Origin of the sequence: Actinoplanes rectilineatus (assembly GCF_000962825.1) — a bacterium.
GTDB classification, from domain to species: domain Bacteria; phylum Actinomycetota; class Actinomycetes; order Mycobacteriales; family Micromonosporaceae; genus Actinoplanes; species Actinoplanes rectilineatus.
Genome location: NZ_JZKF01000055.1, coordinates 1 through 24,233, shown reverse-complemented (window position 1 = coordinate 24,233; position 24,233 = coordinate 1). Strand labels below are relative to the sequence as shown.

19 protein-coding genes are annotated in these 24,233 nt (G+C 72.4%); 9 read left to right on the top strand and 10 right to left on the bottom strand.

All coding sequences use genetic code 11. From position 1 onward, the window contains the following. The first annotated feature begins 173 nt into the window (after positions 1-173). Both WH85_RS31580 and WH85_RS31575 read left to right on the top strand, forming a co-directional pair. Complete coding sequence (locus tag WH85_RS31580; RefSeq protein WP_045745709.1) at positions 174-503, top strand: PadR family transcriptional regulator; 330 nt, start codon at positions 174-176, stop codon at positions 501-503. Then, complete coding sequence (locus WH85_RS31575; RefSeq protein WP_045745708.1) at positions 500-2,509, top strand: hypothetical protein; 2,010 nt, start codon at positions 500-502, stop codon at positions 2,507-2,509. The genes WH85_RS31580 and WH85_RS31575 overlap by 4 nt, the downstream gene beginning before the upstream one ends. Before the next feature lie 63 nt (positions 2,510-2,572). Here the strand turns inward: WH85_RS31575 and WH85_RS31570 are convergent, their stop codons facing one another. Beyond that, positions 2,573-3,793, bottom strand: coding sequence for a hypothetical protein (locus WH85_RS31570; protein ID WP_045745707.1), 1,221 nt, complete (start codon positions 3,791-3,793; stop codon positions 2,573-2,575). A gap of 321 nt (positions 3,794-4,114) precedes the next feature. Here WH85_RS31570 and WH85_RS31565 point away from each other — a divergent pair, with 321 nt between their 5' ends. Then, positions 4,115-5,251 (top strand): calcium-binding protein, encoded by a 1,137-nt coding sequence (locus WH85_RS31565; RefSeq protein WP_052720952.1) that lies wholly within the window; start codon positions 4,115-4,117, stop codon positions 5,249-5,251. A gap of 52 nt (positions 5,252-5,303) precedes the next feature. Here WH85_RS31565 and WH85_RS31560 read toward each other — a convergent pair whose 3' ends face one another. The 4 genes from WH85_RS31560 to WH85_RS31545 all read right to left on the bottom strand — a co-directional run bounded on the left by WH85_RS31560 (position 5,304) and on the right by WH85_RS31545 (position 8,927). Continuing rightward, a complete protein-coding gene (locus WH85_RS31560; protein WP_052720951.1) occupies positions 5,304-6,104 on the bottom strand; it encodes a heme ABC transporter ATP-binding protein in 801 nt (266 codons plus the stop codon). After that, the gene (locus WH85_RS31555; protein ID WP_245674173.1) at positions 6,101-7,108 is read right to left on the bottom strand and encodes a FecCD family ABC transporter permease; all 1,008 of its coding nucleotides are present in this window, start codon (positions 7,106-7,108) and stop codon (positions 6,101-6,103) included. Before WH85_RS31555 ends, WH85_RS31560 begins: the two co-directional genes overlap by 4 nt. Positions 7,109-7,179: 71 nt before the next feature. Then, positions 7,180-8,199 (bottom strand): heme/hemin ABC transporter substrate-binding protein, encoded by a 1,020-nt coding sequence (locus tag WH85_RS31550; protein WP_083449395.1) that lies wholly within the window; start codon positions 8,197-8,199, stop codon positions 7,180-7,182. Continuing rightward, entirely contained in the window at positions 8,196-8,927 is a 732-nt protein-coding gene (locus tag WH85_RS31545; protein ID WP_157411330.1) for a hypothetical protein, read from the bottom strand. The genes WH85_RS31550 and WH85_RS31545 overlap by 4 nt, the downstream gene beginning before the upstream one ends. Positions 8,928-9,098: 171 nt before the next feature. On the opposite strand from WH85_RS31545, the gene WH85_RS31540 reads away from it, so the two are divergent. The 3 genes from WH85_RS31540 (at position 9,099) to WH85_RS31530 (ending at position 12,052) form a co-directional block, all read left to right on the top strand. Beyond that, positions 9,099-10,274, top strand: a complete 1,176-nt coding sequence (locus WH85_RS31540) for an HtaA domain-containing protein (protein ID WP_045745705.1) — start codon at positions 9,099-9,101, stop codon at positions 10,272-10,274. A 73-nt stretch (positions 10,275-10,347) separates the two neighbouring features. Beyond that, positions 10,348-11,325, top strand: a complete 978-nt coding sequence (locus tag WH85_RS31535; protein ID WP_045745704.1) for a WxL protein peptidoglycan domain-containing protein — start codon at positions 10,348-10,350, stop codon at positions 11,323-11,325. Positions 11,326-11,395: 70 nt separating this feature from the next. Continuing rightward, entirely contained in the window at positions 11,396-12,052 is a 657-nt protein-coding gene (locus tag WH85_RS31530; RefSeq protein ID WP_045745703.1) for a biliverdin-producing heme oxygenase, read from the top strand. 70 nt (positions 12,053-12,122) lie between these two features. Here the strand turns inward: WH85_RS31530 and WH85_RS31525 are convergent, their stop codons facing one another. The 5 genes from WH85_RS31525 to WH85_RS31505 all read right to left on the bottom strand — a co-directional run bounded on the left by WH85_RS31525 (position 12,123) and on the right by WH85_RS31505 (position 19,661). Next, a complete protein-coding gene (locus WH85_RS31525; RefSeq protein ID WP_045745702.1) occupies positions 12,123-13,469 on the bottom strand; it encodes an FUSC family protein in 1,347 nt (448 codons plus the stop codon). A gap of 252 nt (positions 13,470-13,721) precedes the next feature. Next, complete coding sequence (locus tag WH85_RS31520) at positions 13,722-14,507, bottom strand: cellulose binding domain-containing protein (protein WP_083449394.1); 786 nt, start codon at positions 14,505-14,507, stop codon at positions 13,722-13,724. Beyond that, positions 14,504-16,132 (bottom strand): sensor histidine kinase, encoded by a 1,629-nt coding sequence (locus WH85_RS31515; RefSeq protein WP_045745700.1) that lies wholly within the window; start codon positions 16,130-16,132, stop codon positions 14,504-14,506. Before WH85_RS31515 ends, WH85_RS31520 begins: the two co-directional genes overlap by 4 nt. Continuing rightward, a complete protein-coding gene (locus WH85_RS31510) occupies positions 16,129-18,618 on the bottom strand; it encodes a LuxR C-terminal-related transcriptional regulator (RefSeq protein WP_045745737.1) in 2,490 nt (829 codons plus the stop codon). Before WH85_RS31510 ends, WH85_RS31515 begins: the two co-directional genes overlap by 4 nt. Continuing rightward, entirely contained in the window at positions 18,615-19,661 is a 1,047-nt protein-coding gene (locus WH85_RS31505) for a hypothetical protein (protein WP_157411328.1), read from the bottom strand. The genes WH85_RS31510 and WH85_RS31505 overlap by 4 nt, the downstream gene beginning before the upstream one ends. 228 nt (positions 19,662-19,889) lie before the next feature. Between WH85_RS31505 and WH85_RS31500 the strand changes: the two genes are divergently transcribed. The 3 genes from WH85_RS31500 to WH85_RS31490 all read left to right on the top strand — a co-directional run bounded on the left by WH85_RS31500 (position 19,890) and on the right by WH85_RS31490 (position 24,138). Continuing rightward, a complete protein-coding gene (locus WH85_RS31500) occupies positions 19,890-20,750 on the top strand; it encodes an IniB N-terminal domain-containing protein (RefSeq protein WP_045745698.1) in 861 nt (286 codons plus the stop codon). Between the two features lie 176 nt (positions 20,751-20,926). Next, on the top strand, positions 20,927-22,726 hold the full coding sequence (locus WH85_RS31495; RefSeq protein ID WP_045745697.1) for a P-loop NTPase family protein: 1,800 nt from the start codon (positions 20,927-20,929) through the stop codon (positions 22,724-22,726). Beyond that, complete coding sequence (locus WH85_RS31490; RefSeq protein WP_052720947.1) at positions 22,723-24,138, top strand: P-loop NTPase family protein; 1,416 nt, start codon at positions 22,723-22,725, stop codon at positions 24,136-24,138. Before WH85_RS31495 ends, WH85_RS31490 begins: the two co-directional genes overlap by 4 nt. The last annotated feature ends 95 nt before the right edge of the window (positions 24,139-24,233 follow it).

Here is a 24,233-nt window from a genome sequence, read left to right as displayed (position 1 = left end):
CGGTAGTGGTGGCCGTCGGGGTGCGACGGGCGACTACTGGTAGAAGTCCTTGCGGAACGAGTGATCGCCGAAGACCGATTTCGGCCGGTTCGAGGTCGTCGCGATCACGGAGGCAGCCTAACAGCTCACACCCTATGTAGAAAAACGGCTGAGGGTGGGCTACGGTGTCCCGCATGACACCCCCGTTCCGGGTGACCGCGGCTGTGATCAAGGTGCTGGTCGCGTTCCTCGAAGACCCCGACGCCGACCGCTACGGTCTCGATCTGATGCGTGCCAGCGGACATCCCAGCGGCACGCTCTACCCGATCCTGCTGCGCCTGCAGAACGCCGGCTGGGTCGACGCCGTGTGGGAGGAGATCGATCCGGTCGCCGCCGGTCGCCCGGCCCGCCGCTATTACCGCCTCACCCCCGACGGCCTGGTCGCGGCCCGCGCCGAGATCGCGGCCCTGCGGCAGCAGCTCGACCGCACGCACAGCCCGTCGGCCAAGGTGCGTCCCGCGTGAGCGCGCTGCACGGGCTGACCCGCTGGGCCGTCGACGCTGCCGCCCGGCGCTGGCCGGCCGAGATCCGCGACGAGATGGCCCGTGAGTGGCACGCCGAGATGGCCGCGATCGAGGCCGAGCCCGGTGGCGCGCGGCAGGCGTTCGCCTTCGCGTTCAGCCTGCTCACCGCCCCGCCGGTGCATGACCGCAGCGGCGCGCCCCGCGGCTGGTCGGAGACCACCGGCCCGATGGCCCCGGCCGCCGCGCTGATGCTCGCCGGGCTGCTCATCTTCGGCTTCCTGACCTCGACCTTCTCGGTCAGCATGATGCTGCTCGCGCCTCTCAGCGTCGAGATGACGCCGATGACCTGGCCGGTGACCCTCATCGACGGGGCGGTGGCGATCCTGGTGTGCGTGCCGGCCGGCCGCTGGCTGGGCCGCCGGATGCCGATCGACCGGATCGACCGGTTCGGGCCGGCCACCTCGGTCTTCTTCGCTCCCCTGCTGCTCGCGCCGGTGATCTACCTGCTTGCGGTGACCGGCCAGGAGTGGGTCTTCGTCGTCGGCCTGCTCGTGGCCCTGGTCGTCTGGGCGCCCGCGATCGCCGTCCTCGGCGTCGCCGCGGTCCGGGCCCGGCGCCGGACCGCCGTGTTCCTGATCCTGCTCGGCACCCCGCTGATCAGCGTGCTCGCCGCCGTCGCCGGGACCCTGCCGATGGTCGTGTCCAGTGCGGACGGACTCTCCGGTGGCCTGCGGGCCGCCGAGGCGTCCCTGCTGTACGGCACGCCCACCCCGGAGTACGAGGTCATCGTGGACGGGCTCAGCGGCCGGGCCTTCTACTGGTTCGGACCGTGGGCGGTCACCCTCGTCGCACTCGCCGCGCTGGCGCTGACCTTCGGACTGGCCGCGGTCCGGCCACTGCCCCGCCGGATGCCCGTCGCCGCCACCGCGGAGCAGGAGCCGGCCGTCACGATGCCGGCCGCCGTCGTCGCCGTCGGATCGGCGTGCCTGACGCTCGGCGTGGTGGCGTGGGCGTACACGCTGGCGATCCTCGACCCGGCGATGCCGGTGGTCTCCCGGAACGCCCCGATGCCGGGCGGCGACGGCGAGATCTACCTGTGGGTGGCCGAGCTGCGCTGGACGGCGATCCTGATCGCCGCCCTCGGCATGCTGATCGCGGCCGCCGACCGCCGGCGCGCGACGCCGTCCGCGGTGGTGCTCGCCGTCAACCTGCTCGCCCTCAACGGTGTGCTGATGCGGCTCCAGCCGACCGGCGCGACGGGTCTGCAGATCACGCTGCTGCTCGGTGCGGTGGCGATCGCCCTGGCGTGGTTCGTCGCCGGCGGCCGACTCGACGAGCCCCGGATCGCCGGGGCACTGCGCCGGCGGGTCGCCGCGGGTGCGGTGCTCGCCGCCGCCTGCGGGCCATTGATCCTCTCCCAGGGCACGCCCGGGGTGAACCACCCGTACCTCCCCGCGGGCCTGCAGATCACCACGACCGGCCTGGCCGTCCTCGGGGTGCTGCTGGCGATGGTCCCCGCGGCGGTGCTCAGCCGGTACCGGCTTCCGGTGTGGGCGGCGATCACCCTGATCGTGCTGCCGGTCGCGCTGGTCGTGGCGGCCGGGACCTACCCGGTGGACACCGGCTCCGAGGACACCGGGTACGGCCTCTGGGGCGCGCTGGCCGGCGTCCCGGTCGCGGTGGTCGTCCTCTGGCTGCTGCGCCGTCATCGTTCACGGCGCCGGGGCCGGACGGTCGCGGTGTGGACCGCGCTGACGCTGGCCGGGATCCCCGGCGTGGTCGTGCTCTTCCTGGCCGGCCTGTACCTCGGGGCCTTCGCGCCGAACATGCTGTTCATCGTCGAGGGTTCGGGTTACCCGGCGGACGGTCTGTCGATCGTGCCCGGGGCGGCGCTGCTCCTGCTGCCGCTCGCGGCGGTGGCCGCGGCCCGGATCGACGGCCGGCCGGCGGTCGTGGCGGAGCCGGGTCCGGGCTGGCAGCCGGTGACCGACGTCGTGCCCGGCTGAGAAGACGAACGGGCCCGGCCGGGGATTGTTCTCCGCCGGCCGGGCCCGTGAATCAGGGGTGGGTCACTCCTTGAGCGAGCAGACCGACAGGCCCTCGGCGTTCAGGTTCGGCTTGGCGGCGTTGCGGCCGATCGCCGTCTCGATCCGGTTGATCGTGGCGAAGCGCTTGTCCGCCAGCGGGCCGAGGATCGCGTTCTGGATGAACGCCGGTCCGCCCTGGCCCACGGTGTTGACGATCCGGGTGTTCGCCTCGTTGATCTGGGTCTGCAGCAGCTCCAGGTTGCGGGTGACCTCGGCCTGGGCCTGCGCCGGGATCGTGACGTTGACCTTCACGGCCGGGCAGTTCACGGTCGGGGCCGCACCGGTGCCGGCGGCGTTCTGGCCGGCCTGGCGGACGGTGACGCTGGTCCCGTTCTTGGTCGAGGTGCCGCCGTTCGCGTTGAGCGAGCAGACCGAGAGGCCCTCGGCGTTCAGGTTCGGCTTCGGGGCGTTGCGGCCGATCGCGGTCTCGATGCGGTTGATCGTGGCGAATCGCTTGCTCTGCAGCGGGCCGAGGATCGCGTTCTGGATGAAGTTCTTGCCGCCCTGTCCGACGGTGCTCTTGATCCGGGCGTTGGCCTCGTCGATCTGGGTGTTCAGTAGTTCGAGGTTGCGGACGACCTCGGCCTGCGCCTGCTGCGGCACGGCCACGGTGACGGCGACCTGCGGGCAGTTGACGGTCGCGACGCCGGTGTTCGCGCCGGCGTTGTCGTTGCCGCCGGCGTTGTTGCCGGTGTTGCCGCCCGCGTTGCCCGCGTTGCCCGCGTTGCCGGTGTTGCCGGCCGCGGCGGTCGGGAACGACGTCGGGTTCTTGACCGACGCGCCGCCGTTCGCGTTGAGCGAGCAGACCGAGAGGCCCTCGGCGTTCAGGTCCGGCTTGGCGGCGTTGCGGCCGATCGCCGTCTCGATGCGGTTGATCGTGGCGAACCGCTTGCTCTGCAGCGGGCCGACGATCGCGTTCTGGATGAAGTTCGGGCCGCCCTGACCCTTCGTGCTGATGATGCGCGCGTTGGCCTCGTCGATCTGCGTGTTCAGCAGTTCGAGGTTGCGCTTCACCTCATCGGTGGCCTGCGACGGCACGTTGACGGTGATCTTCAGCGGCGAGCAGTTCACCGTGGGCGACGCCTCGGCGGCCGAGGCGACACCGAGTCCCACACCGACGATTGCCACCGCGACCCCCGCGACCGCGCCGGCCTGCCAGCGACGAGCAGTGGTGCGAGGGTTCTTGAACCGGGACCTGTACATGGGAACCTACGCCTTCCGAGGAACGAGCTGTGCGCTTCGGCCCCGAATACGGGAGCGTTCCCACGGCCGGATCAAAACTTTTGATCATTAGTTTCAAGTGATACCGGAATCTGCCCTGTGAGCTGCCTGTTTGCCGTCTGTGCAGTTTTTCGTCCGGGCGGCCGCCGCCCGGATCGGACGAAAGTGGATTCCGGCGTGCAGGCGATGATCATCCGAAGGGCTCGAATTCCGATATGGACGGACGACGCGAGCCTTGCGTCGCTACGGTACCGTTCTGCTGTCGATCGAACAACGACGATCGCCACCTCGACGGGGGAATCCATGTTCTTGCTTCAGCGTAGGAAGCTCGCTCTGATCGGTGCCGCCGCCGCAGCGGTCGCCTCGACCGCGTTCCTGGCCTCGCCCGCTCAGGCGGCCTCGACCGGCTCCGCCAAGGTCTCCGGCTCGACCGTCGTCTTCACGGCCGCGGCCGGTAAGGCGAACAACCTGGTCATCACGATCAAGGGCCGCGCCGTCACCCTCGACGACAAGGTCGCGATCAAGGCGGGCAAGGGCTGCAAGGCGGTCAAGGGCGACAAGACCAAGGTCAAGTGCACCACCGCCAAGAAGACCACCAAGATCACGGCCAGCCTCGGTGACAAGAACGACAAGGTCACCAACAAGACCGCGGTGGCGCTGGTCGCCGACGGCGGCTCCGGCAACGACACCCTGAACGGCGGTTCGGGGATCGACACGCTCAAGGGCGGCACCGGCAACGACCGGATCGTCGGCAACGCGGGCAACGACGTGCTCTACGGCGGCACCGGCAACGACAACATCGACGGCAACGCCGGCAACGACAAGGTCTACGGCGGCGCGGGCGACGACCTCTTCGACGGCGGCGCGGGCAACGACACGATCTACGGCGAGGCCGGCGAAGACGAGATCTGGGGCAACACCGGCGACGACACGCTCAGCGGCGGCGCCGGCATGGACATCCTCCTGGGCGAGCAGGGCCACGACAAGCTCTACTCGGGTGCGGGCGACGACATGGCGCTCGGCGGCCCGGGCAACGACACGGTCTTCGGCGACGCCGGGCTCGACATCGTCTCCGGCGACGACGGCAACGACCGGCTCTTCGGCGGCACCGACGACGACCTCGTGTGGGGCTTCACCGGCACCGACACGCTGTACGGTGACGCCGGCGACGACATCCTGATCGGCGAGGACCTCGACGACGACTTCCTCCCGACCGGCAGCACCACCGCCAAGGACAAGCTCGACGGCGGCGCGCACGCCGAGGCCGGCGACATCTGCCTGGCGGTGGAGGGAAGCACCTCGGTCAACTGCGAGCTCACCGCGGTTCCGCAGGAGTGGCTCGAGGAGGGTGACTTCTCGGCGAGCAGCGTCGGCGCCGGCAGTGTGAAGGTGGCCGAGGGCCTCAAGCGCGTCGAGGCTCTCCGCGCGGCGCAGAACTGAATCGGATAGAACCGGCAACGGCCCGTCGCGGGAACACCGCGGCGGGCCGTTCTCAGTCCCGGTCCGGGAGGTCCGGACCTGGATTCCCGGACCGGAACTCCCGGACCGGGACGACGAGCGGCGCCCCCGACCGCGGATGCGGCAGCACCTCGACCGGATGCTGATAGACCGCGCTCAGCAGTTCGCCGGTGAACACCTCGTCCGGTCCGCCGACGGCCCGGACCCGCCCGGCCTCCAGCACACAGACCCGGTCCGCGTAGGCGGCGGCCAGCCCCAGATCGTGCAGCACCACGATCACCGCGGCGCCCGCCGAGGCCCGTGCCCGGGCCGCGCCCATCACGAGTTCCTGATGCCGCAGGTCGAGCGCCGCGGTGGGCTCGTCGAGCAACAGCACGGGTGTGCGCTGGGCCAGCACTCGGGCCAGCGCCACCCGGGCCTGCTCACCCCCGGAGAGCTGCGGAAACGGTCGTTCGGCGAAAGCGGCGGTGTCGGTCAGGCGCATCGCCTCCGTGATCGCCGCGGCGTCGTCGGCCGCCTCCGGGCACCCCGCCCACGGGGCCCGGCCCATCGCGATCACCTCCCCCGCGGCGAACGGGAACGAGAGCGTCGCCTTCTGCGGGAGCACCGACCGGAGGCGGGCCAGCTCCAGCGGCCGGTATTCGCGTACCCCCTTGCCGGAGATCTCCACCCGCCCGCCGTGCGTGACGTCCCCGGCGAGCGCGGCGAGCAGCGTCGATTTCCCGGCGCCGTTCGGCCCGACGAGCGCGACCACCTCGCCCGGATCGGCGTGCAGGTCGACACCGTCCACGACGGACCGCCCGCCCAGACCGACGGTCACCCCGGTCGCTCTCATCCCCAGCCTCCCGCGCGGGCCCGGGTGCGGCGCAGCAGCCAGAAGAAGGCCGGCCCGCCGACCACCGCGGTCAGCACCCCGAGCGGTAGTTCCTGGTAATCGACAGCGGTCCGGGCGATCAGGTCACCGGTCACCACGACCACCGCGCCACCGAGTGCGCTCGCCGGGATCAGCACCCGGTGTCCCGGCCCGGCGACCATCCGGATCAGGTGCGGCACGACCAGCCCGACGAAGCTGATGATCCCGGTGAACGCCACCGCCGACGCGGTGAGCAGGGCGGTCGCGACGATGGCGATGATCCGCAGGCGTTCGGTGTCGACGCCGAGATGCCGGGCCGGTCGTTCGCCGAGGGCCAGCAGGTCGAGTTTGCGGGCGTGCAGCAGGGCCACGCCGATGCCGGTCAGGGCGCCGGGCAGGGCGATCGAAACCGCACCCCAGGTGGCCTGCGCGAGACTGCCCAGCTGCCAGAAGGCGATCGCCCGGACACCGTCGTCGTCGGTCAGGAACATCAGCAGACCGAGCAGCGCGCCCGCCGTGGCGTTGACGGCCACGCCGGTCAGGACCAGGGTGACCACCTCGGTGCGGCCGTCGGCGCGGCTCATCGCGTACACGATCAAGGTGGTGATCATGCCGCCGGCGAAGGCGGCGCCCGCGGTGGTCCAGGCCCCGAGGAAGGTGACGCCGCTGACGATGGCCGCGGCCGCACCGACCGCGGCGCCGGCGGAGACACCGACCACGCCCGGCTCGGCCAGCGGGTTGCCGAAGACGCCCTGCATCAGTGCGCCGGCGCAGCCGAGTGCCGCGCCGACCACCACCGCGAGCACCACCCGCGGGAACCTGACCAGCCACAACGCGTTCTCACCCTGTACCGCCGAGGGCAGCGGGCCGAGATCGATCCCGATCCGGTGCAGCAGCGAACCGGCCACTTCGGCGGGGGAAATCGGGACCTGTCCCCGTCCCGCCGCGACCAGGCAGATCACCACCAGAACAAAGATCAAACCCACGATGAGGTACGCGCTGCGCCTCCCGTGGCTCGTCGATCGGATCGCCGGCTCCCGCCGGGAAACGGCGGAGCTCACCGGCACGGCCCGTAGACCGCCGTGGCCAGTGCTTCGACCGCCTTGCCGGTCCGCGCGCCGAAGTTCAGCAGGATCCCGTCGTCCATGTCCACGATCCGCCGGTTGATCCCGGCCGGGGTCTGCGCGACGCCCGGCAGTTCGAGCAGCCCGTCCACCCCGTCGACGCTGTTCAGGCCCTCGGTCATCACCAGGATCACGTCCGGTGCCGCGTTGATCAGGCCTTCGCTGGTCAGCGGCCGGAATTTCTTCAGCCCGGCCGCGGTGCCGGCGTCCACCGCACCGATCGCCTCGATCATCGAGTCCGAGCCGGCGCCGTCGCCGCCGATCAGGAAGACCCCGGCCGTCCCGCGGACGTAGAGGAACGCGATCCGTAGCGGCTCGCCCTGGGCGGGCGCGGTCTTCTCGGCCGCCTCGATCTCCGACCGCACCCGGGTGACCAGTTGCTCGCCCGCTGCGGGGACGCCGAGTGCGCCCGCGACGGCCCGGATGTGCTCGGGGATGGTCTCCAGCGACTGCTCGTCGTCGACGATCACCACCGGGATGCCGGCGTCGCGGATCTGGTCGAGCACGGTGGCCGGCCCGATGGTGTCGTCGGCGAGCAGTACGGTCGGGTTCAGGTCGAGGACCGCCTCCGCCGACAGGTCGTGTCCCTGCGGCGTGACCAGCGGCAGTTTCGCCGCGGCGGGGAAGGTGGTGGAGGTGTCGCGGCCGATCACCCGGTCGCCGAGCCCGAGGCTGAAGACGATCTCGGCGAGTGATCCGTAGAGGTTGACGGCGAGGATCCGCTCGGCGCTCGTGACGGTTACCTTGCGCTTGTCCGCGGAGTCCACGGTGACCGGCAGTCGCGGTGCCGGGGCGGGGGAGAGCGGGGTGACGTCCTCGTCCGCCAGTTTCGCCGTGGTCACCCCGCAGGCGCCGCCGGCCGCGGCCGGTTCGGTCTCCGGCCCGATCTCGCTGACCGAGGTGCAGCCGGCGGTGAGTGTCAGGGCCGCGATGAGGAGGGCGGCTCGTTTCATGCGGTCTTCTCCTGCCTGCGGCGGCGGACCCGGCCGGTGAGGGACGCGGCGAGGATGCCGACGAGGAACGCGCCGCCGATCGCCCACCAGTGGCCCAGTGGTGTCGCGGTGCTGGTCCGGTTCAGTGCGGGCTGCGCCACCTGCAACTGCTCCACCGCGGCGGCCTCCAGCGAGGGCGCGGCGGTGGCGAGCTTCCCGGTGGGCGGCCCGACCGGCGTGGTCTGTTTCCCGGTCGGTGCCTTGGTGGTGGTGGCATTGCCGGTGACGGCCGGGGCGGCCGTCGTGGTGGTGCCGCCGCTGGTCTTCTCCGGGGCGAACCGGACCGGGATCCGTTTGTCCTGCGACCGGTCGGCTGTCCGAGTGTGATCAGCCCGGGTCACGATCGCGCAGCCGCGGACGGCGCAGTCGATGTCACCGATCATCTGGCTGACCTTGAGGGAGACCGAGAACGAGCCGTTCTTGCCGTACGGCTTGGCCAGGTCCTCGCCGTACGACGGGGGGTTCGACGAGATCCAGACCGACGAGCCGGAGCCGCCGCTCATGTCGGCGCCGCCCCCGCACGGGGACGGCAGCACGCCCGGCCCGTTGTCCAGGCAGAACGCCACGTAGATGCCCTTCTCCACGTTGTAGCCGCTGCCGGTGACGGTGACCGTCTCCCCGCTGCGGGACAGGTTCTCGGTCTTGGAGACGGACAGCCGTTTCGCGGCCGACGCGGGAGTCCCGGTCATGACCGTCACCAACAGCGCCAGAGCCACCACTGTGGCTCTCCGGCCGATGCGCACCCTCGCCTCCACCGAAATCAAACCGATGCGATCTTGCTTTTGATCGCGAGATTAGGTGAGGCTAGCCTAACTTCGCTCGTACTAGCGAGCACTGCCCTATTCGGAAGGAAAACGAGCATGGGCACAATCAACGGCCCGCATCGGGTCGGCCTCTGGGCCGGCGCGCTCGCGCTCGGCGCCGCCACAGTGCTGACCGGAGCCTCGCCCGCCGCGGCCGCCCCGGTCGACGTCGCCGGTGGCAGCCTGGACTGGGGTTTCAAGGCCTCGTTCCGGGCGTACGTCTCCACCGGAAACGGGACCCCGCCGATCGCCACCACCGACGGAGCGAGCCGCAACGCCGACGGGACGTTCGACTTCCCGGCCGCCAGTGGCACCTACGACGCCTCGGCGGGCACGGCCACGGTCAAGTACAAGGGGACGGTCGTCTTCTCGTACCCGGCGCACATGTTCGAGATCACACTGGCCGACCCGACCCTCGTCGTCAACGGTGACGGCACCGGGTCGCTGCTGGCCGACGTGGATCTGGTCGCCAACAACGGGACCACCGAGCAGCACCTCGACCAGGCCGAGGTGGCCACCCTGGTGACCACCGCGCCGACCGTCACCGACGGCGACGTGTCGTTCGCCGGCCTGGGCGCCACGCTGACCGCGAACGGGGCCGGCGCGTTCGCCGGCTTCTACTCGGCCGGCACCGCTCTCGACCCGGTGAACGCCACGGCGTCCGACGAGGCGACCGACCCGGCCGATCCCACGGATCCGACCGATCCGACCGACCCCACGGATCCGACGGACCCGACGGAACCGGGCACCGGCAACGGCTCCGCCGCTCAGACGATCAAGGCAGCTGTCGCCGGTGGCGCACTGACCCTGACGTCGGCCGGCTCGGCGGTCTCGCTCTCCGCGGCGACGCCCGGCCAGACCGCGACCGGCGCCCTGAACGCCGTCACCGTCAGCGACCTGCGCGGCACCAACGCCGGCTGGGACCTGGTCGGCCAGGTCACCGACTTCACGTCGGCCGGCGGCGGGAACATCCCCGCGGCCAACCTGGGCTGGGAACCGACCGCAGCGGTCACCACCAGCACCCTCAAGGCGGCCGGCGGCGTGACCAACGCCGTGTCGGCCGGTGACCCGGTCGCCCCCGGCACCGGCCTCGGCACCAGCCGCACGCTGTGCAGCGCCGAGACCGGCGGCAGCCTGGGCAGTTCCACCTGCGGCGCGACGCTGAACCTCGGTGTTCCCGAGTCCAGCGCCGCCGGTGAGTACAGCGCCGTGCTCACCCTGACGCTCGCCTGATCCACGGGTGGGGGAACCGGCCGGGGATTCCGCAACGATTCCCGGCCGGCCCGGCCCCATCGTAAGGAGTGAAATGAAAGTCCGAGGCGTGCTGGCCGCGGTTCTTCTCCTGGTCCTCGCACCGGCACCGGCCCAGGCCGCGCCCAAGGACTCCGACCTGCGCTGGTCCGTGCAGCCGTCGACGGCGAAAGGGCCGGACGGGCGGGACTACATCATCACGCGGGCGGCCCCCGGCGAGACGTTCACCGACTACGTCGGCGTCACCAACCTGACCGCCGGGAAACTGACCTTCACGGTGTACGGGACCGACGCGTACAACACCGAGGACGGCTCGTTCGCGCTGCTGCCGGCCGCGCAACAGCCCACCGACATCGGCTCCTGGGTGACACTGGGCGCTCGGGCGTACACCGTGCCGGCGAACACCCGCCTGGACATCCCGTTCTCGGTGACCGTGCCGACCGGCGCCACCCCCGGGGACCACGCCGGTGGCATCGTCGCCTCGATCGCCGAGGAATCGGTCGACGCCCAGGGGCAGAAGGTGCTGGTGGACCGCAGGGTCGCGGCCCGCGTCTATCTCACCGTGGCGGGCGCGGTCGCGCCCACCTTGAAGATCGATACGGTACGCCTGGAGTACGCGCAAGCCGCCAACCCGGCCGACGGCGGCGTGATGACCGTGCGGTATCTCGTCCGCAACACCGGGAACCTGCGTCTCACCGGCGCCGGTTCGGTCCGCGTCGTCGGGCCGCTCGGCTGGGAGCTGGCGCGTACCGAAGACCTGGAACTTCCGGAACTGCTGCCCGGCGGTTCCGTGACCATCACCGAGAAGATCCTCGGGGTGCAGCCGACCGTGCGACTCGCCGCGCAGGTCGACGTCGTGCCGGCCAGCTTCGACCAGAAGCTGCCGACCGTGACCCGTGCCACCGGTGTCTGGGCCTGGCCATGGGCTCTGGTCGCGCTGCTCGGTGTGGCGCTGCTCGCCCTGGCCTTCCGATACGCCCGGAAAGTCCGCCGCAAGCGGGCCGCGGGTCTGGACACCGTCACCACTTCATGAGGACGATGAACACGACATCGGTGTCGTGCCGCCTCCCCGCCACACCGTTGATCAGGAAGGACGAGCCGACATGACCGGATTCGCCGCCCGCATCCGCCGGGCCACGATGGTTGAGCACCGCGAGGCCGAGACCAGGACGTTCATCACCCGGCTGGCCTCCGGCACGGTGCCGATCGCCGGATTCGCCCAACTCACCGCGCAATACCTGCACATCTACCGCGTACTCGAACAGGCTGCCGAACGATGGCGTGACGACGATGTGGCCGGCCCGTTCGCCGACCCCGCGCTGGCCCGGGTGCCGGCGCTGGAGGCCGACCTGGCGCAGCTGTACGGCCCCGGCTGGGAGTCCGAGATCGCCCAGCTGGACGCCACCCGGCGCTACACCGACCACCTGCGCGAACACTGCTCCACGTCGCGGCCGCACTTCATCGCCCACCACTACGTCCGTTACCTGGGCGACCTGAGCGGCGGCCAGATGATCGGACGGACCCTCTCCGGGGTGTACGGGCTGGAGCAGGCCGGCACGATGTTCTACCGCTTCGAGGCCATTCCGGACGCGCGGGCGTACAAGACCGGTTACCGCGAGCGGCTGGACGCCCTGCCGTTCTCCGAGGCCGAGCTGGAGACGGCGGTCGCCGAGGCGCAGCTGGCCTTCCGCCTCAACGGCGGCATCTTCCACGAGATGGGCCTGATCTTCCCCGAGGACCGCACCCCCGCCGCTGCCTGAACCCTGCGCCGATCCTGGTGCGGTACCCCCTCGGACGGTGGTCACCGCACCAGGATCGCGTACGGCGCCGCTAACGGGCGGTCTTGGCGAGTGCCTTCTTCTTCAGCATCAGACGGACGGTCGGGAGAACCTCGGAGACGGCCGGGATGCCCGGGCCGGGCGCCTGCACGCCGACGGTGAGCGCGGGCGCGGACAACTCGAGGGAGCCGGCCATCCGGTCCACGTCCGTGATGATCGAACCGGTGAGGACCAGCACGCCGGTGTCGTCGACCTCGGTGCGTACCTTCCGCAGGGTCCGCTGCCGCTCCTCGCGCAACGTCTCCAGCAGCTTGTGCAGGTTCTCCGCGTCCCGGGCGGTGTTGGCCTGCCGGTCCGCCACCACGGTCGCGTGGAAGGCGAACGCCTCCGACGCGGCGGTCAGCACCGAGCCGATCTGCTCCGGCACCATGGCCGCCCGCGGCGTGACGGCGGCGTCGAACATCGACCGGGCCACCGAGTTGACCTGGTGCACCCCGTGCTCGAGAGCCCGCAGGGTCTGCTGCAGGGGCGCCACCCGGGCCACCGGCGTGGTCAGCGACCAGCGGGCCTGCCGGAGCAGTTCGTCGACGGCGGCGCCGGCCTCGGCCAGGTCCTCGTCGAGTTCCCGGGACCGGGCCAGCCACGCGGCGGCCTGCTCCCGGTCGTAGCCGTCGCGGACCCCGGTGCCCAGGTTGCCGAGCAGACGGGCGATCTCGGCGGAGAGGTGGGCGAGGCGCTCCCGGGCCCGTTCCAGCGGGGTCATGCCGCCGACGAGCGGTGACAGGATCATGCCGACCAGGATGCCCAGGCCGGTCGCGGCGACCCGCTGCCACACGAAGGACTCGGTGACGGTGCTGCCGGCGACCAGGATGCCCAGCGAGGTCAACGGCACGGTGACCGAACTGTCCCCGAGGCGCAACAGCCGCCCGGCGGCGAGACCGCATCCGGCGATGATCGCGATCGTCCACAGGCTCAGCCCGAACGTCCCCCACACGACGACGGTGACGGCCATCCCGGCGAGTGTGCCGATCAGCCGGCGGGCGCCCTCCCGCATCGAGGCGTGCGAGCTCATCTGCACCGACAGCGTCGCGGAGATCGCCGCGGTGACCGGCCCGACCATGTGCAGCGTCTCCGCCGCGAACCATGCGCCGCCGGCCGCGACCGCGGTGACCAGGATCGACCGGACGGTGGCGGGCTCGACCCGTTCAGCACACCACCGGACCACCCGCCGCAGTCGTTTCGGCACATGCGGCCGCAGCCGGGCGAACACGGCCCGCCAGACGGCGGCGACCGCGGGCCGGGCGGTGCGCCGCAGCAGCGCGCTGACGAGCGCGCCGAGGAGCAGGCCGGTGGAGACGAGGATGATCGGATTCGGGTGCTGGAGGAGCGAACGGAACAACGGAAGCCTTCTACTAGACGCGGGGGGACGGACAGGAGAACCGGAGACGTTCTCGAAGTTATCCCTGCCGAAAGCCGCATCCAGGGCATTTACCCCAACTGTGACGGGTGTCGCCTTGAATGATCCTTTTCAGTCACTTCCGCCACACCTATCCGCCATACCCGGCCTCGTGCCCACCCGACGCGCTCGGCTGATCGCCCGCCGGGCCCGTTCTGCGCCCGCCGGGCCCGTCCTACGCCGCCGTTGCTCGTGTCATGACGACGTGCACGGCTCCCCGTCGATGCTGCAGTCCGACGGCGCCGCATCGATCAGCGTCGCGCCGTACACGTCGAAGGAGACCTCGACCTGCCCACCCGCGGTGACCGCGGCGCTCGCCGGGTCCGGCACGAACGTCCAGACCGCGCCCTGCTGTGTCACCGACGCACCCTTGACGTTGTCGATCCGCAGCGTCGACCGGGGCATCGTCACGGCGAGCGTCCAGCCGGTCCGGTCCACCGTGCCGGGATTGCCGACCGCCACCCGCGTCTTGTAGCCGAGCAGCCCCGCCACGTACGGCGTGGTGGTGTACCCGGCGGTGAGCGGCACCGCCTCCGGCGCCGTACCGCTGCTCGGCACCGCACCGCCGGACGAGGGTGATGCCGGCGCCGGTGCCGACGAGGCGGCGCCGCTCGCGGACACCGACGCGGACGGTGACGGCGACGACGAGGTCACCGCCGGGGCCCCGGCCGCCGGAGCCTGGGCGTCGGAGGTCGCGGAGATGCCGGTCCCGTCCCGGAAACCCGGCAAGCCTGCTGCCTGATCCGGCTGGACATCGCCCTGACCGGGCCGGTTCAGCTGGACCACGACCAGCACCGCCGTGATCGACACGGCTGCCAGCACCCCCGCGACCAGCAGGAGACGCCCGGCCCGGCGAGGACGGGCCGGAGCCCCGGCGGCCCGGATGCGCGGTTCGGGGGCGGGACCGGTCAGCAACGCGGTGGCCAGCCACCATGCGGTGTCGCGTACCACGTCTGCCGGGGTGCGGTGTTTCCTGGTCATTCGGTGACCGCCTGCAGATCGGTTCGGGTGTCCAGGCTGTCCGGGCGGCCGGTCACGACCGTCGCCGGGATCAGCACGGCGGCGGTGAGCCCGCCGTCAGGGTTGTTGTGGAGGCGGACGACGACCTTCTGCCGGTCGGCGAACCGGCCCGCCGCCCACAGCCCCCACCAGGCGCCGGGCGGCTCGGAGGCCGCCATCATCTCGTGGCCGGTGGCCAGGTCGTCGTCGGTCATGCCCGGCCCGATGTCCGAGACGGTCACCAGGTAGCCGTCGGGCTCGTGCTGCCCGGCGACCACCACCGGTGAGTCGGCCGGTGCGAACGTGGTCGCGTTCTCGATCAACTCGGCCAGCAGATGGGTCAGATCGGTCGCCGCGGTCCCGGCCAGATAGCCGGACTCCACCTCGGTGGCCGTCACCCGTTCGTGATCGGCGATCTCGGCGGCCGCCTCCTGAATGATCTCGTCCACCGCCACCAGCCGTGACCAGGGGCGTTCCGGGGTGCCGCCGGTGAGGGTGACGTCCTTCTCCACGTTGCGCCGGAGCCGGACCGCGAACTCCCCGGCCCGTCGCAGATCGGCGAGGGTCTCCGGGTCGCCGGACCGGCGGGCCATCGCGTCGAGCAGGCGCAGCTGCCGCTGGAGCAGGCCCTGGTTGCGGCGTCCCAGGTCGCGCAGCAGTTCGTCGGCGAGCCGTGGCCCGGAGCGGACCGGGCCGGCGGCCGGCACCGGCGCCGCGGTCTCGGCGGACCGGCGGCGCAACGCCACCACCAGCCAGCCGGCCAGGGCGATGAACCCGACACCGCCGATCGTCCCGGCCCACACCGTGGCGGTCACCGCGCGGGTCGTGGCGGCCGCCACCACCTCGTCGCCGGCGCTGTCCCGCAGGTCCCAGAGAGCCGTGTTGAGCTCGTTGAACGCGGGCGCCCACACGGCCGGGTCCGGGGCGTCGCCGGCGTCGGCCGCGAAGGCGTCCTCGAAGCGGGTCAGCTGGGTCGCCGCCGTGCCGGCCGACAACTGCCGGTGGCGTTCCGTGGCGTCGGCGGGCAGGGCCCCGCCCGCGGCGGTGAGCAGGGCCCGCCGGGCACCGGAGAGCCTGGCCACCCGGGTCCGGTCGGCCGGAGTCGGCCCGGCGGAGGCGGCCGCCGCGGCGGCCAGCAGGGCGTCCTCCTCGGCCAGGATCTCCCGGGAACGGCTCAGAGCGCTGATCCCGGCGTCCGCGGTCACGACGTCCGCCGGGGAGGACGCGCTGATCACCTCGGAGTACGCGGTGACGATCCGCTGGCGCGCGGTGTCCCCGTCGTCGACCGACGCCCGGACGGCCGGCAGGTCGTTCAGCCGGGCCGACAGCCCGTCGGTGGCCGGACCCGACGCCGCCTGCCGCAGCCGTCCGACCGCCTCGTCGGTCTCGGCCCGCTGGGCGTTCAGCGCGGTGTCCGTGCTGTGGGCGACGGACACCCGCCGCTCCGCCTCCAGGGCCAGGATCACCTCGTCGACGGTCTGCTCCCGCTCCTCGGCCGCGGCCCGGAAGGCGTTCGCCTCGACCGCACCCAGAGCGGCGGGCACGGCGGCCCCGGCCCAGAACGCCACGAGCAGTCCGGCGCCGAACAGCCGGGTGCGCCGGTTCACAGGCCGCTCTTCGGGTCGCCGATGATCTCGCGAAGTCGGCTGAGCAGCTCGTGACGGTCGGCGCAGCCCAGTCGCTGCCGGATGCGTGCCATGTGATGCTCCACGGTCTTCGCCGACAGGTACAACCGGTCGGCGATCTGTTTGTACGTCATTCCGGCCAGGACCAGCGCGCCCACCTCGCGTTCCCGGGCGCTGAGCAGTTGCTGGCCGGGGTTCGCGGCCCGAACCGGTGCCGCGTTGGTCTCGGGTCGTGCTCCACGATCTTGCAGGACGCGGGCGGACTCCAGCAGCAGGGCCATCGCCTTGCGGTCCGAGGTGCGGATCGCGGCCTGCCCGGCGAGCCGGGCCGCGTCCCAGGCGAGCCCGGCGAGGTTCAGCCCGCGCGCCGCGACCAGCACCGACTCCGGGTCGGCGCGTTCGGCGAGCACGTCAAGCCAGACCGTGGCGGCGTCGGCGTAGGCCGCGGCGTACGCCCCGGCGTCGCGCAGCTCCACCAGACGGTCGGCGTGCTGACGGGCGGTGACCCGGTCGTCCGCCAGGATCGCGGCCTGCAACCGGAACCAGTGCAGAACGACCGACCAGAGTGGTGGGTCGCCGAGCTCGGCGAGGAGCCGGTCGGCCTCGGCCAGATGCCCGGCGACCCGGTGAAGCTCACCGAGCCGGGCCGCGGCCACCGCCAGCTCGCCCAGCGGCAGCAGGTTGAACAACTCCACCGGCTGGCCGATCAGGGCCTGACAGGCGTCCGGCCAGGCGCTGCGGAGACCGACCAGGTCGCCGTTGCGGCGGGCCAGGCCGACCCGGAGCGCACTGCCGAACAGGGAGTCCCGGCCCTCCGGGGCGGCGACGCCACCAGGTTCGGGCAGACGCTGCTCGACGTCGGACAGCCGGCCGCGCAACAGCAGGATCCAGGAGCCCAGCAGCCGGTGCCGGGCGGCCAGCAGGGCGCCACCGGTCTGGTGACGCTCGGCGCGGACCAGCAGCGACTCGGCGACGTCCAGCTCGCTGCAGTGCATGGCGACCAGGGCGCCGACCGCGGCCGGGCTGTCCGGCAACAGCGTCGACGGACCCGCCGGAATGATCATTGCCGCGGCCTGGACCAGGGTGGACAGTGCGGCGGCCGGCGGACCGGTGACCGATTCGGCGGTACCGCGGGCCATCAGGGTGGCCGCCGCGCTCAGCGAGGTCGGCGGTCGGGCGGACGTCTCGTCCGGGCGGACGAGACGTTCGGCCTCGGCGAGACGGCCGGTCGCGACCAGCCCGACAGCGGCGAACCCGGCCGCCACGCCGGAACCCGCCCACTCGTAGAGCCGCACCGCCTGAGTGGTCTGACCGCGGTGCGCCAGGACCGCGGCCGCCACGTACGCGGCCTCCGCCCGCTGCTCCGGCGTGCCGGCCGACAGGACCCGGTCGGTGAGCCGGGAGGCGTGGTCCAGGTCGCCGGCGAGCGCGATGGCCAGGGCACGGCGGGCCGAGGTGGTGCGGCCGGCACCGGCGGCGGCCTCGAACAACTCCGCGGCCAGCGCCGGATCGTCGCCGAGCGCCTCCTCACCGGCGGCCTCGTAGACCGGGCCGAGACTGCTGCCGGCCGCACCGGGCACCAGGCCGGGTCCCGTGGCGACCTGCAACAGCGGGCGGATCAGGGACAGCACCGGGCCGCCGCGGGCCAGCTGCCGGGCCGCCAGGCGCTGGCGCACGTCGATGCGCTGACCGATCGGGCCCAGGACGGCGATGGCTCGCTGGGCCAGCGGGACGAGCGTGCCGTCGGCGGCGAGCATGCCGGTGGCGCGGCCCTCGTCGACGAGGTCGGCCACGTCGGCGCCGTCCTCCAGAACGGCGGCCATCAGATCGAAGGAGAGGCCGGCGCCGGCCTCGACGGCGAGCAGCAGCATGCGTACGCGTGGCTCGAGCTCGTCCAGGTCGGCGGCGAACGGTGCCAGCGCCGCAACCGGGACCTGTGGCGGGCCGGGTGGCACGGGCGGACCGGCCGCGAGGGCGTCGGCGATCCGGGCCACGTACCGCGGAATGCCCGCGGTCTGCGCGGTGACGAAGGCGGCGACCTCGGCCGGTACGCGTTCGGCGACCTGCTCCGTGGTGAGCGCCGGAAGGGCGATCGCCGGTCCGCCCCGGCGCAGCGCCTCGACCAGCCGCACCAGTTCCGGCCGTCGTGGGTGCGGCCGGTGGGCGACGACGACGCGGGCACCCGGGCGCGCGGCGTGGTCGCGTACCTCATCGAGGTGTTCCGGGGTGAGCAGGTGGGCGTCGTCGATCAACAGGACGTGGTCGGTGTCCGGTGCCCGGGACGGCCAGGGGCCGGCCACCGGCACACCGGCACCGCGATAGGCGTCCGCCAATTGCCGCAGCAGGGTGCTCTTGCCGTAACCGCCGGGGGCGACGACGACGGCGTGCACCGGCGCGGACGGGTCGGCGATCACCCTGGCCAGCAGGTCCGCGGCGGCGGACCGGGCGTTCATCACCGGCGCGCTCATCCGCTCTCCGCCCGCACCGGGACGCGGGTGACCGGCGGCCGGGGCGGGCACTCGCCGGCGGTGCCCCGGACCCGGGTGATCTCCATCGGCTCGGGGGCGGCGGGCAGCACGGCGAACGCGTCGGTGGGTGCCACCACGGCCGGCTGGTTCCGGCGGGACGGCGGCCGCCCGGCCAGCGCCGCACCGATCGCGACCGTCATCCGGGGCTGGGGGTCACGGACGACGGGGACCGGGAAATCGACGCTGAGAAGATCGGACACGTAGGTACATACGGTGCCATCCGCGCCGCCGATCAGAATTGCCGAAAGATCGCCGGGAGCATGCCCTCGGCTGCGTATCAGAGCACCCGCGAGATCGACGGTGGGACGGAGCACGGACTGGGCCTCGGCCGGGGTCAGGCCCTCGACCTCGAAACCGCCGACGTCGTTGAGTTCCGCCGCGGCGAGCAGCTCCATCCGGCCCGGTTGCTGCGGGGCCACCAGCGCCACCTCCGCGGTGGAGCCGCCCAGCCGGAACACGCCGAACAGCCCGCCGCCGGTGGACGCCCGGCCGGCGGCCTGATGACACTCCACGATGGCCCGGGCCCTGGTCACCAGCACGGCACCGGCCAGGTCCGCCTCGTCCAGCCCGGCCCGCAGCAGCCCCAGACGGCCGCCGCCCCAGGTGGAGGGGTGCGCCACGGCGACGCGCATCGGCGGCTCACCCATCAGCTCCCAGACCCGGTCCACCACCCAGCGGACCATCGCGGCGGTCAGCCCGTGCGCGGGGAAGTAGCCGCCGGCGAAGTGCATCGGCAGCGGATCGCCGACCCGGTTCAGGTAGCCGCCCACCGCGTCGGCCGGGTACTGGCCCACCTCGGCGGGAACGACAGTGCCGTCACCGGTCATCCGCAGGGCGGAGGCGACCATCGGCGAACGGACACCCAGGGAGACCGGCTGGGCCGGCCCCCACCCCGAGCCGCCACGCTCCCCCTCGGGGGAACGCCGGCAGACCGCCGCTCGGACAGTGCCGACACCGATGTCAACTCCCAGCACGTAGGGCACGTGTTCATCTCCTCAGATGTCGGTACCTCACGTTCGTACCAAAAGGCGGGGGAGAACCGTCCCCCCAAAAATCGCGGACCGGAGATCCCCTAATCCCCTAATGACCAGGCGTTCGGGGTTGGGGAATCGACCCCGATACCGGATGGCGGCGACCGCTGTAGCTTTCAACTCGGCGCCGGGCCCGCGCCGTCCGGTCTCTATCCGCGCAGCAGCGTCAAGGAGTTCGCCATGACCTCACCCACCCTGCAGGACTTCGTCCTCAACCTGATCTATGACCCGGCGGCCCGCTCGGCCTTCGAAATCGATCCCGAGGCTACCCTGCAGCACGCCGGGCTGAGCGACGTCACCGCGGCCGACGTGCAGCAGGTGCTTCCCCTGGTGCTCGACTCCGCCCCGGTCTCGGGACTGACCGGCGCCGAGGGGATCGACGGGCTCACCACCGGGGTGGCGAGCCTCGACGTCGCCGGCGCGGTCGCCCAGCTGCAGGCGATCACCGCCCAGGTCACGCCGGACACCCTCGTCGACGTCAACGCGATGAGCAACGTCAACGCCACCGTCCTCGGCCTGAACGTCGACGGGCTCACCCAGGTCTCGGTCCTGCCCGGCACCTTCGATCTGGGCGTGGGCACATCGGCGTCGGTCGGCGGGCTGTCGGCCGACAACGACCCGGCCCTCGACCTGGACAGCGCGGTGACCACCCCGGTCGTCGAGTCGGCGACCAGCACGTCGGTGGGGATCACGGAGGCCGGGCCGTGGGACAGCGGTGCGGGCGTGAGCGTCGGCGGCACGCTCGACGCGGTGACCGACATCTCGTCGCCGCTGCTGCCCACGACTTCCGGGCTCCTTGACGTCACCGGGGTGAACGAGGCAACCTCTTCGGTCGGATCGTTGGTCAAGTCGGACCTCGACGTGACCACGTCGATCGATGCGGTCGACGGTCTGGGCGACACCGTGACCGGCGCGGTCACCGGCGTCGACAGCACGTTGCACGGTGTCACCGGCCTGCTGTCCGGCGGCACCGACACGGACGTTCCGGAGACGGAGCAGGCGGACACGGCGGGCACGGCCGGCGTGTTCGGCAGCATGTAGCGGCGACTACGGTCCCTGGCGGGGGACCAAGTACCACGCGGAGAGGCTGACGGACACGGATGACGAACTGGGAAGCCGGGACGACGGCACCGACGGGTCCCACTTCCCTGGCTCCGCGTCAACGATCGGCACTCGACCCGCTGCGGGGGGCCGGGTCCGGCGCTGATCCGTGGTGGATGGACACCATCGACGCGGTGATCCGCACCTGCCACACCCACGGCCGTCCCGACCTGGCCGAACAGCTCACCCGCCGGCGCGGGCGTCTGCTGCACCCGGAACTGCGGGTGCTGGTGACGGGCACCGCGCAGCAGGGCCGGAGCCGACTCGTCAACGCGCTGATCAACGCGCCGGTGTGCGGCATCCTGCCGGACGGTGATGCCGCACTTCCCGTCGTGGTGCGGCATGCCGCCGCTCCGGCGGCACACCTGATCCGGCGCGAGTCACCGACCGTCGACTGGACCGTCGCGGTCGGCATGCAGGCCCGCACCCCACTCGCCCCGGAACGACTGGGCGCGTCCCTGGCCGAGGCCGCGGCGACACTGCCGGCCGGCGCGCCGGTGCACGTCGACGTCGCCGTGCCGCGGTCCCTGCTGGCCGGGGGACTCGTCCTGATCGACGGCCCGGCACTGCACTCCGTGGCCGAGGCGCGGGACCTCGCCGACCGGGCCGGCGCCGACCTCGTCCTCTGGACCTGTGAGGCGGGACGGCAGCTCAGCGACGCGGAACTCGGTGTCGTCTCCGCGCTGAGCCAGGTCTTCCCCGGCCTGCTCGTGGTCCTCACCAAAGCCGACTACACCGCCGACTGGCGTCACGACCTGGCGGAGAGCCGGCAGCGACTGAACCGGGCCGGCATCGCCGCGGCGGTCACCGCCGTCTCCTCCTCGCTGCGGGTGCACGCGGTACGCGCCGGCGACGAAGCCCTCAACAAGGAGTCCGGGTTCACCGACCTGATCGTCTACCTGCGACAGATGGTCGAGGCGAAACCGGACCGGCTGGCCCGGGCCGCAGCCGGGGCACTCAGCCGGATGGCGCTCCAGGAACTCGCGGTGCCGCTGCACGCCGAACTGGCGAACCAGGACGACGACGGCTCCTCGGAGACGGTCGCCCACCTGCAGGCCACCCACCGGCGCCTCGACGAACTGCGCAAATCCACGGTCCGCTGGCAGAACCGGCTCTCCGACGAGGTCACCGACCTGATGTCGGACATCGAACACGACCTGCGGGACCGGGTGAAGGCGCTGCTCGCCGAGGCGGACGAGTTCTTCACCACCGCCGACCCGGCGAAGAGCTGGGACGAGTTCGAGCCGTGGCTGCGGCAGTCGCTGCAGGACCTGGCACGGACCAGCATGTCCTGGCTGACCGAGCGGACCGAGTGGATGGCCCGCCGCACCGCCGACATGTTCCCCGAGGACGCCGGTGACGTGTTGCCGCCGGCCGCGCCGACCGTCGGCCGCGACTCGCTGGCAGGTCTCTCCGGACTGGACGCACCGCCGGTCGCCGAGTTCACCCCCGGGCAGAAACTCTTCATCGGGCTGCGCGGCTCGTACGGTGGCATCGTGATGTTCGGTCTCGCCACCACCCTGGCCGGTATGTCGCTGATCAACCCGATCTCGATCGGCGGCGGCGCGCTGTTCGGCGGCAAGAGCGTCCGCGACGAGAGCAAGACGCTGCTGAAACGGCGCCAGGCCGAGGCGCGCGTCGCGGTCCGGCAGTACGTCGACGACATCTTCACCAAACTCAACAAGGACGCCCGGGACAGTGTCCGGCGGGTGCAGCGAGCCCTCCGCGACCACTTCACCGCCGTCACCGAGGACCTGCAGGAAGCGGCCATGGAGTCGCTGCGGGACGCCAAGGCCGCCGCGGACCGGGACGCGGCCGCCCGTGAGCTGCGCGGCCGGAACCTGCGCACCGAACTGGCCCGGCTCACCGAGCTGAACACGCAGGCGCTGGCCCTCAGCGATCGGGCCCGGGCGTGACCGGCGGCGACCTGGAACAGCGCGCCCACGCCCTGCTGTCCCAGGCGGCGCACGTCTACCGCGGTCACCCGCGGGCCGCCGGACGGCTGCGCCACACCCTGGACAGGTTCGCCGGCCCGCTGCGCCTCGCCGTCGTGGGCGAGGCCCGGACCGGTAGGTCGACGTTGGTGAACGCGCTGGTCGGCGAGGAGATCGCACCGGTGGATCCGGCCACGTTCGTCACCTACCGGGACGGCACCCAGCCCCGGGCGTGGTGCCACCCCGAGCAGGGCCGGCCCTACGAGGTCCCGGTCACTCGCGGTCCCGGAGGACTCCAGCTCGGCGCGGACACCGCGATGTCCCGGGCCGTCGTGCAGTGGCCGAGCCGCGTGCTGCGGCGCACCGAACTGATCGACACCCCGCCGTCGGTGCCACCCGGCCAGATCCTGCCGGAAGCCGACGCGGTCCTGCTGCTCACGCCACGCATCGGCGAGACGGACCTGAGATTCCTGGGCGCCGGCCGGGGACTGCGCGGCCCGTCGGTCCATCCGGTGCACGCGATGGTCGTCCTGACCAAGGCCGACACCCACGGCGACGGGCTCCCCGGCGGGCTGCTGGAGGCCCGGCGTGCCGCCCGCCGCCGGCGCCGCGAACCGGCGATCGGCGCACTCTGCCAGGACGTGGTGGCGGTGTCCCCGATGATCGGCCATGCCGCCCGCACCCTGCGCGACGACGAATACCTGGTGATCGCCCGGATCGCGGCCCTGCCGAAGGCGGAGGCGGACCCGTTCCTGCTGTCGACCGACCGGTTCACCGCGGCCGGTTCGCTGACCGTCGTCGACCAGCAGGCCCGGATCGCCCTGCTGCGACGCCTCGGGCTGGGCGGGATCCGGCTCGCGCTCGCCCTCACCCGGACCGGCTCCACCACCCGCGCCGAACTCGCCGACCGGCTGCACGAACACAGTGGACTGAAGGAACTGCAGGCCTCGATCGGGGAGCTGTTCGTGGCTCGGCGGGCGGCTCTCAAGGCGCGGTCGGCACTGATCGTCCTCGACCAGATCCTGCGCACGGAACTCCTGCCGCCGTCACCCCAGCTGCTGGCCGAGTTGGAACTGCTGATGGCGGGGGCGCACGACTACGCCGAGATGCGGTTGCTGTCGGCGCTGCGATCCGGCCGGGTGGAGCTTCCGGCCGAGACGGCTCTGGAGGCGTTGCGGTTGCTCGGCGGCGCGGGCACCAGCCTGGGCGAACGGCTGGGGCTGCCTACCGAGGCGACCGTCGACGACATCTGGGCGGCGGCCGGAAGCAGCGCCGAACTCTGGCGCGAGGAGGCGGCGCTGGGCTCCCGAACCCCGGCGCAGCGGCGGGCTGCCGCCGTGGTGCTGCGCAGTTGCGAGGCGATCCTCGCCGACCTGACCGTCACCACGCCCTGAGGGCCGGTTCACGGGCGCTGAGGGCCGGTTCACGGGCGCTGAGGGCCGGTTCACGGGCGCTGAGGGCCGGTTCACGGGCGCTGAGGGCCGGTTCA

Coding starts and splice junctions, on each gene's coding strand:
- WH85_RS31550 (WP_083449395.1), bottom strand. CDS start 8,199: ATGAAACGAGCCGCCCTCCTCATCGCGGCCCTGACACTCACCGCCGGC.
- WH85_RS31535 (WP_045745704.1), top strand. CDS start 10,348: ATGAAAGTCCGAGGCGTGCTGGCCGCGGTTCTTCTCCTGGTCCTCGCA.
- WH85_RS31510 (WP_045745737.1), bottom strand. CDS start 18,618: ATGAGCGCGCCGGTGATGAACGCCCGGTCCGCCGCCGCGGACCTGCTG.
- WH85_RS31565 (WP_052720952.1), top strand. CDS start 4,115: ATGTTCTTGCTTCAGCGTAGGAAGCTCGCTCTGATCGGTGCCGCCGCC.
- WH85_RS31560 (WP_052720951.1), bottom strand. CDS start 6,104: ATGAGAGCGACCGGGGTGACCGTCGGTCTGGGCGGGCGGTCCGTCGTG.
- WH85_RS31580 (WP_045745709.1), top strand. CDS start 174: ATGACACCCCCGTTCCGGGTGACCGCGGCTGTGATCAAGGTGCTGGTC.
- WH85_RS31520 (WP_083449394.1), bottom strand. CDS start 14,507: ATGACCAGGAAACACCGCACCCCGGCAGACGTGGTACGCGACACCGCA.
- WH85_RS31500 (WP_045745698.1), top strand. CDS start 19,890: ATGACCTCACCCACCCTGCAGGACTTCGTCCTCAACCTGATCTATGAC.
- WH85_RS31570 (WP_045745707.1), bottom strand. CDS start 3,793: ATGTACAGGTCCCGGTTCAAGAACCCTCGCACCACTGCTCGTCGCTGG.
- WH85_RS31530 (WP_045745703.1), top strand. CDS start 11,396: ATGACCGGATTCGCCGCCCGCATCCGCCGGGCCACGATGGTTGAGCAC.
- WH85_RS31495 (WP_045745697.1), top strand. CDS start 20,927: ATGGACACCATCGACGCGGTGATCCGCACCTGCCACACCCACGGCCGT.
- WH85_RS31540 (WP_045745705.1), top strand. CDS start 9,099: ATGGGCACAATCAACGGCCCGCATCGGGTCGGCCTCTGGGCCGGCGCG.
- WH85_RS31545 (WP_157411330.1), bottom strand. CDS start 8,927: ATGACCGGGACTCCCGCGTCGGCCGCGAAACGGCTGTCCGTCTCCAAG.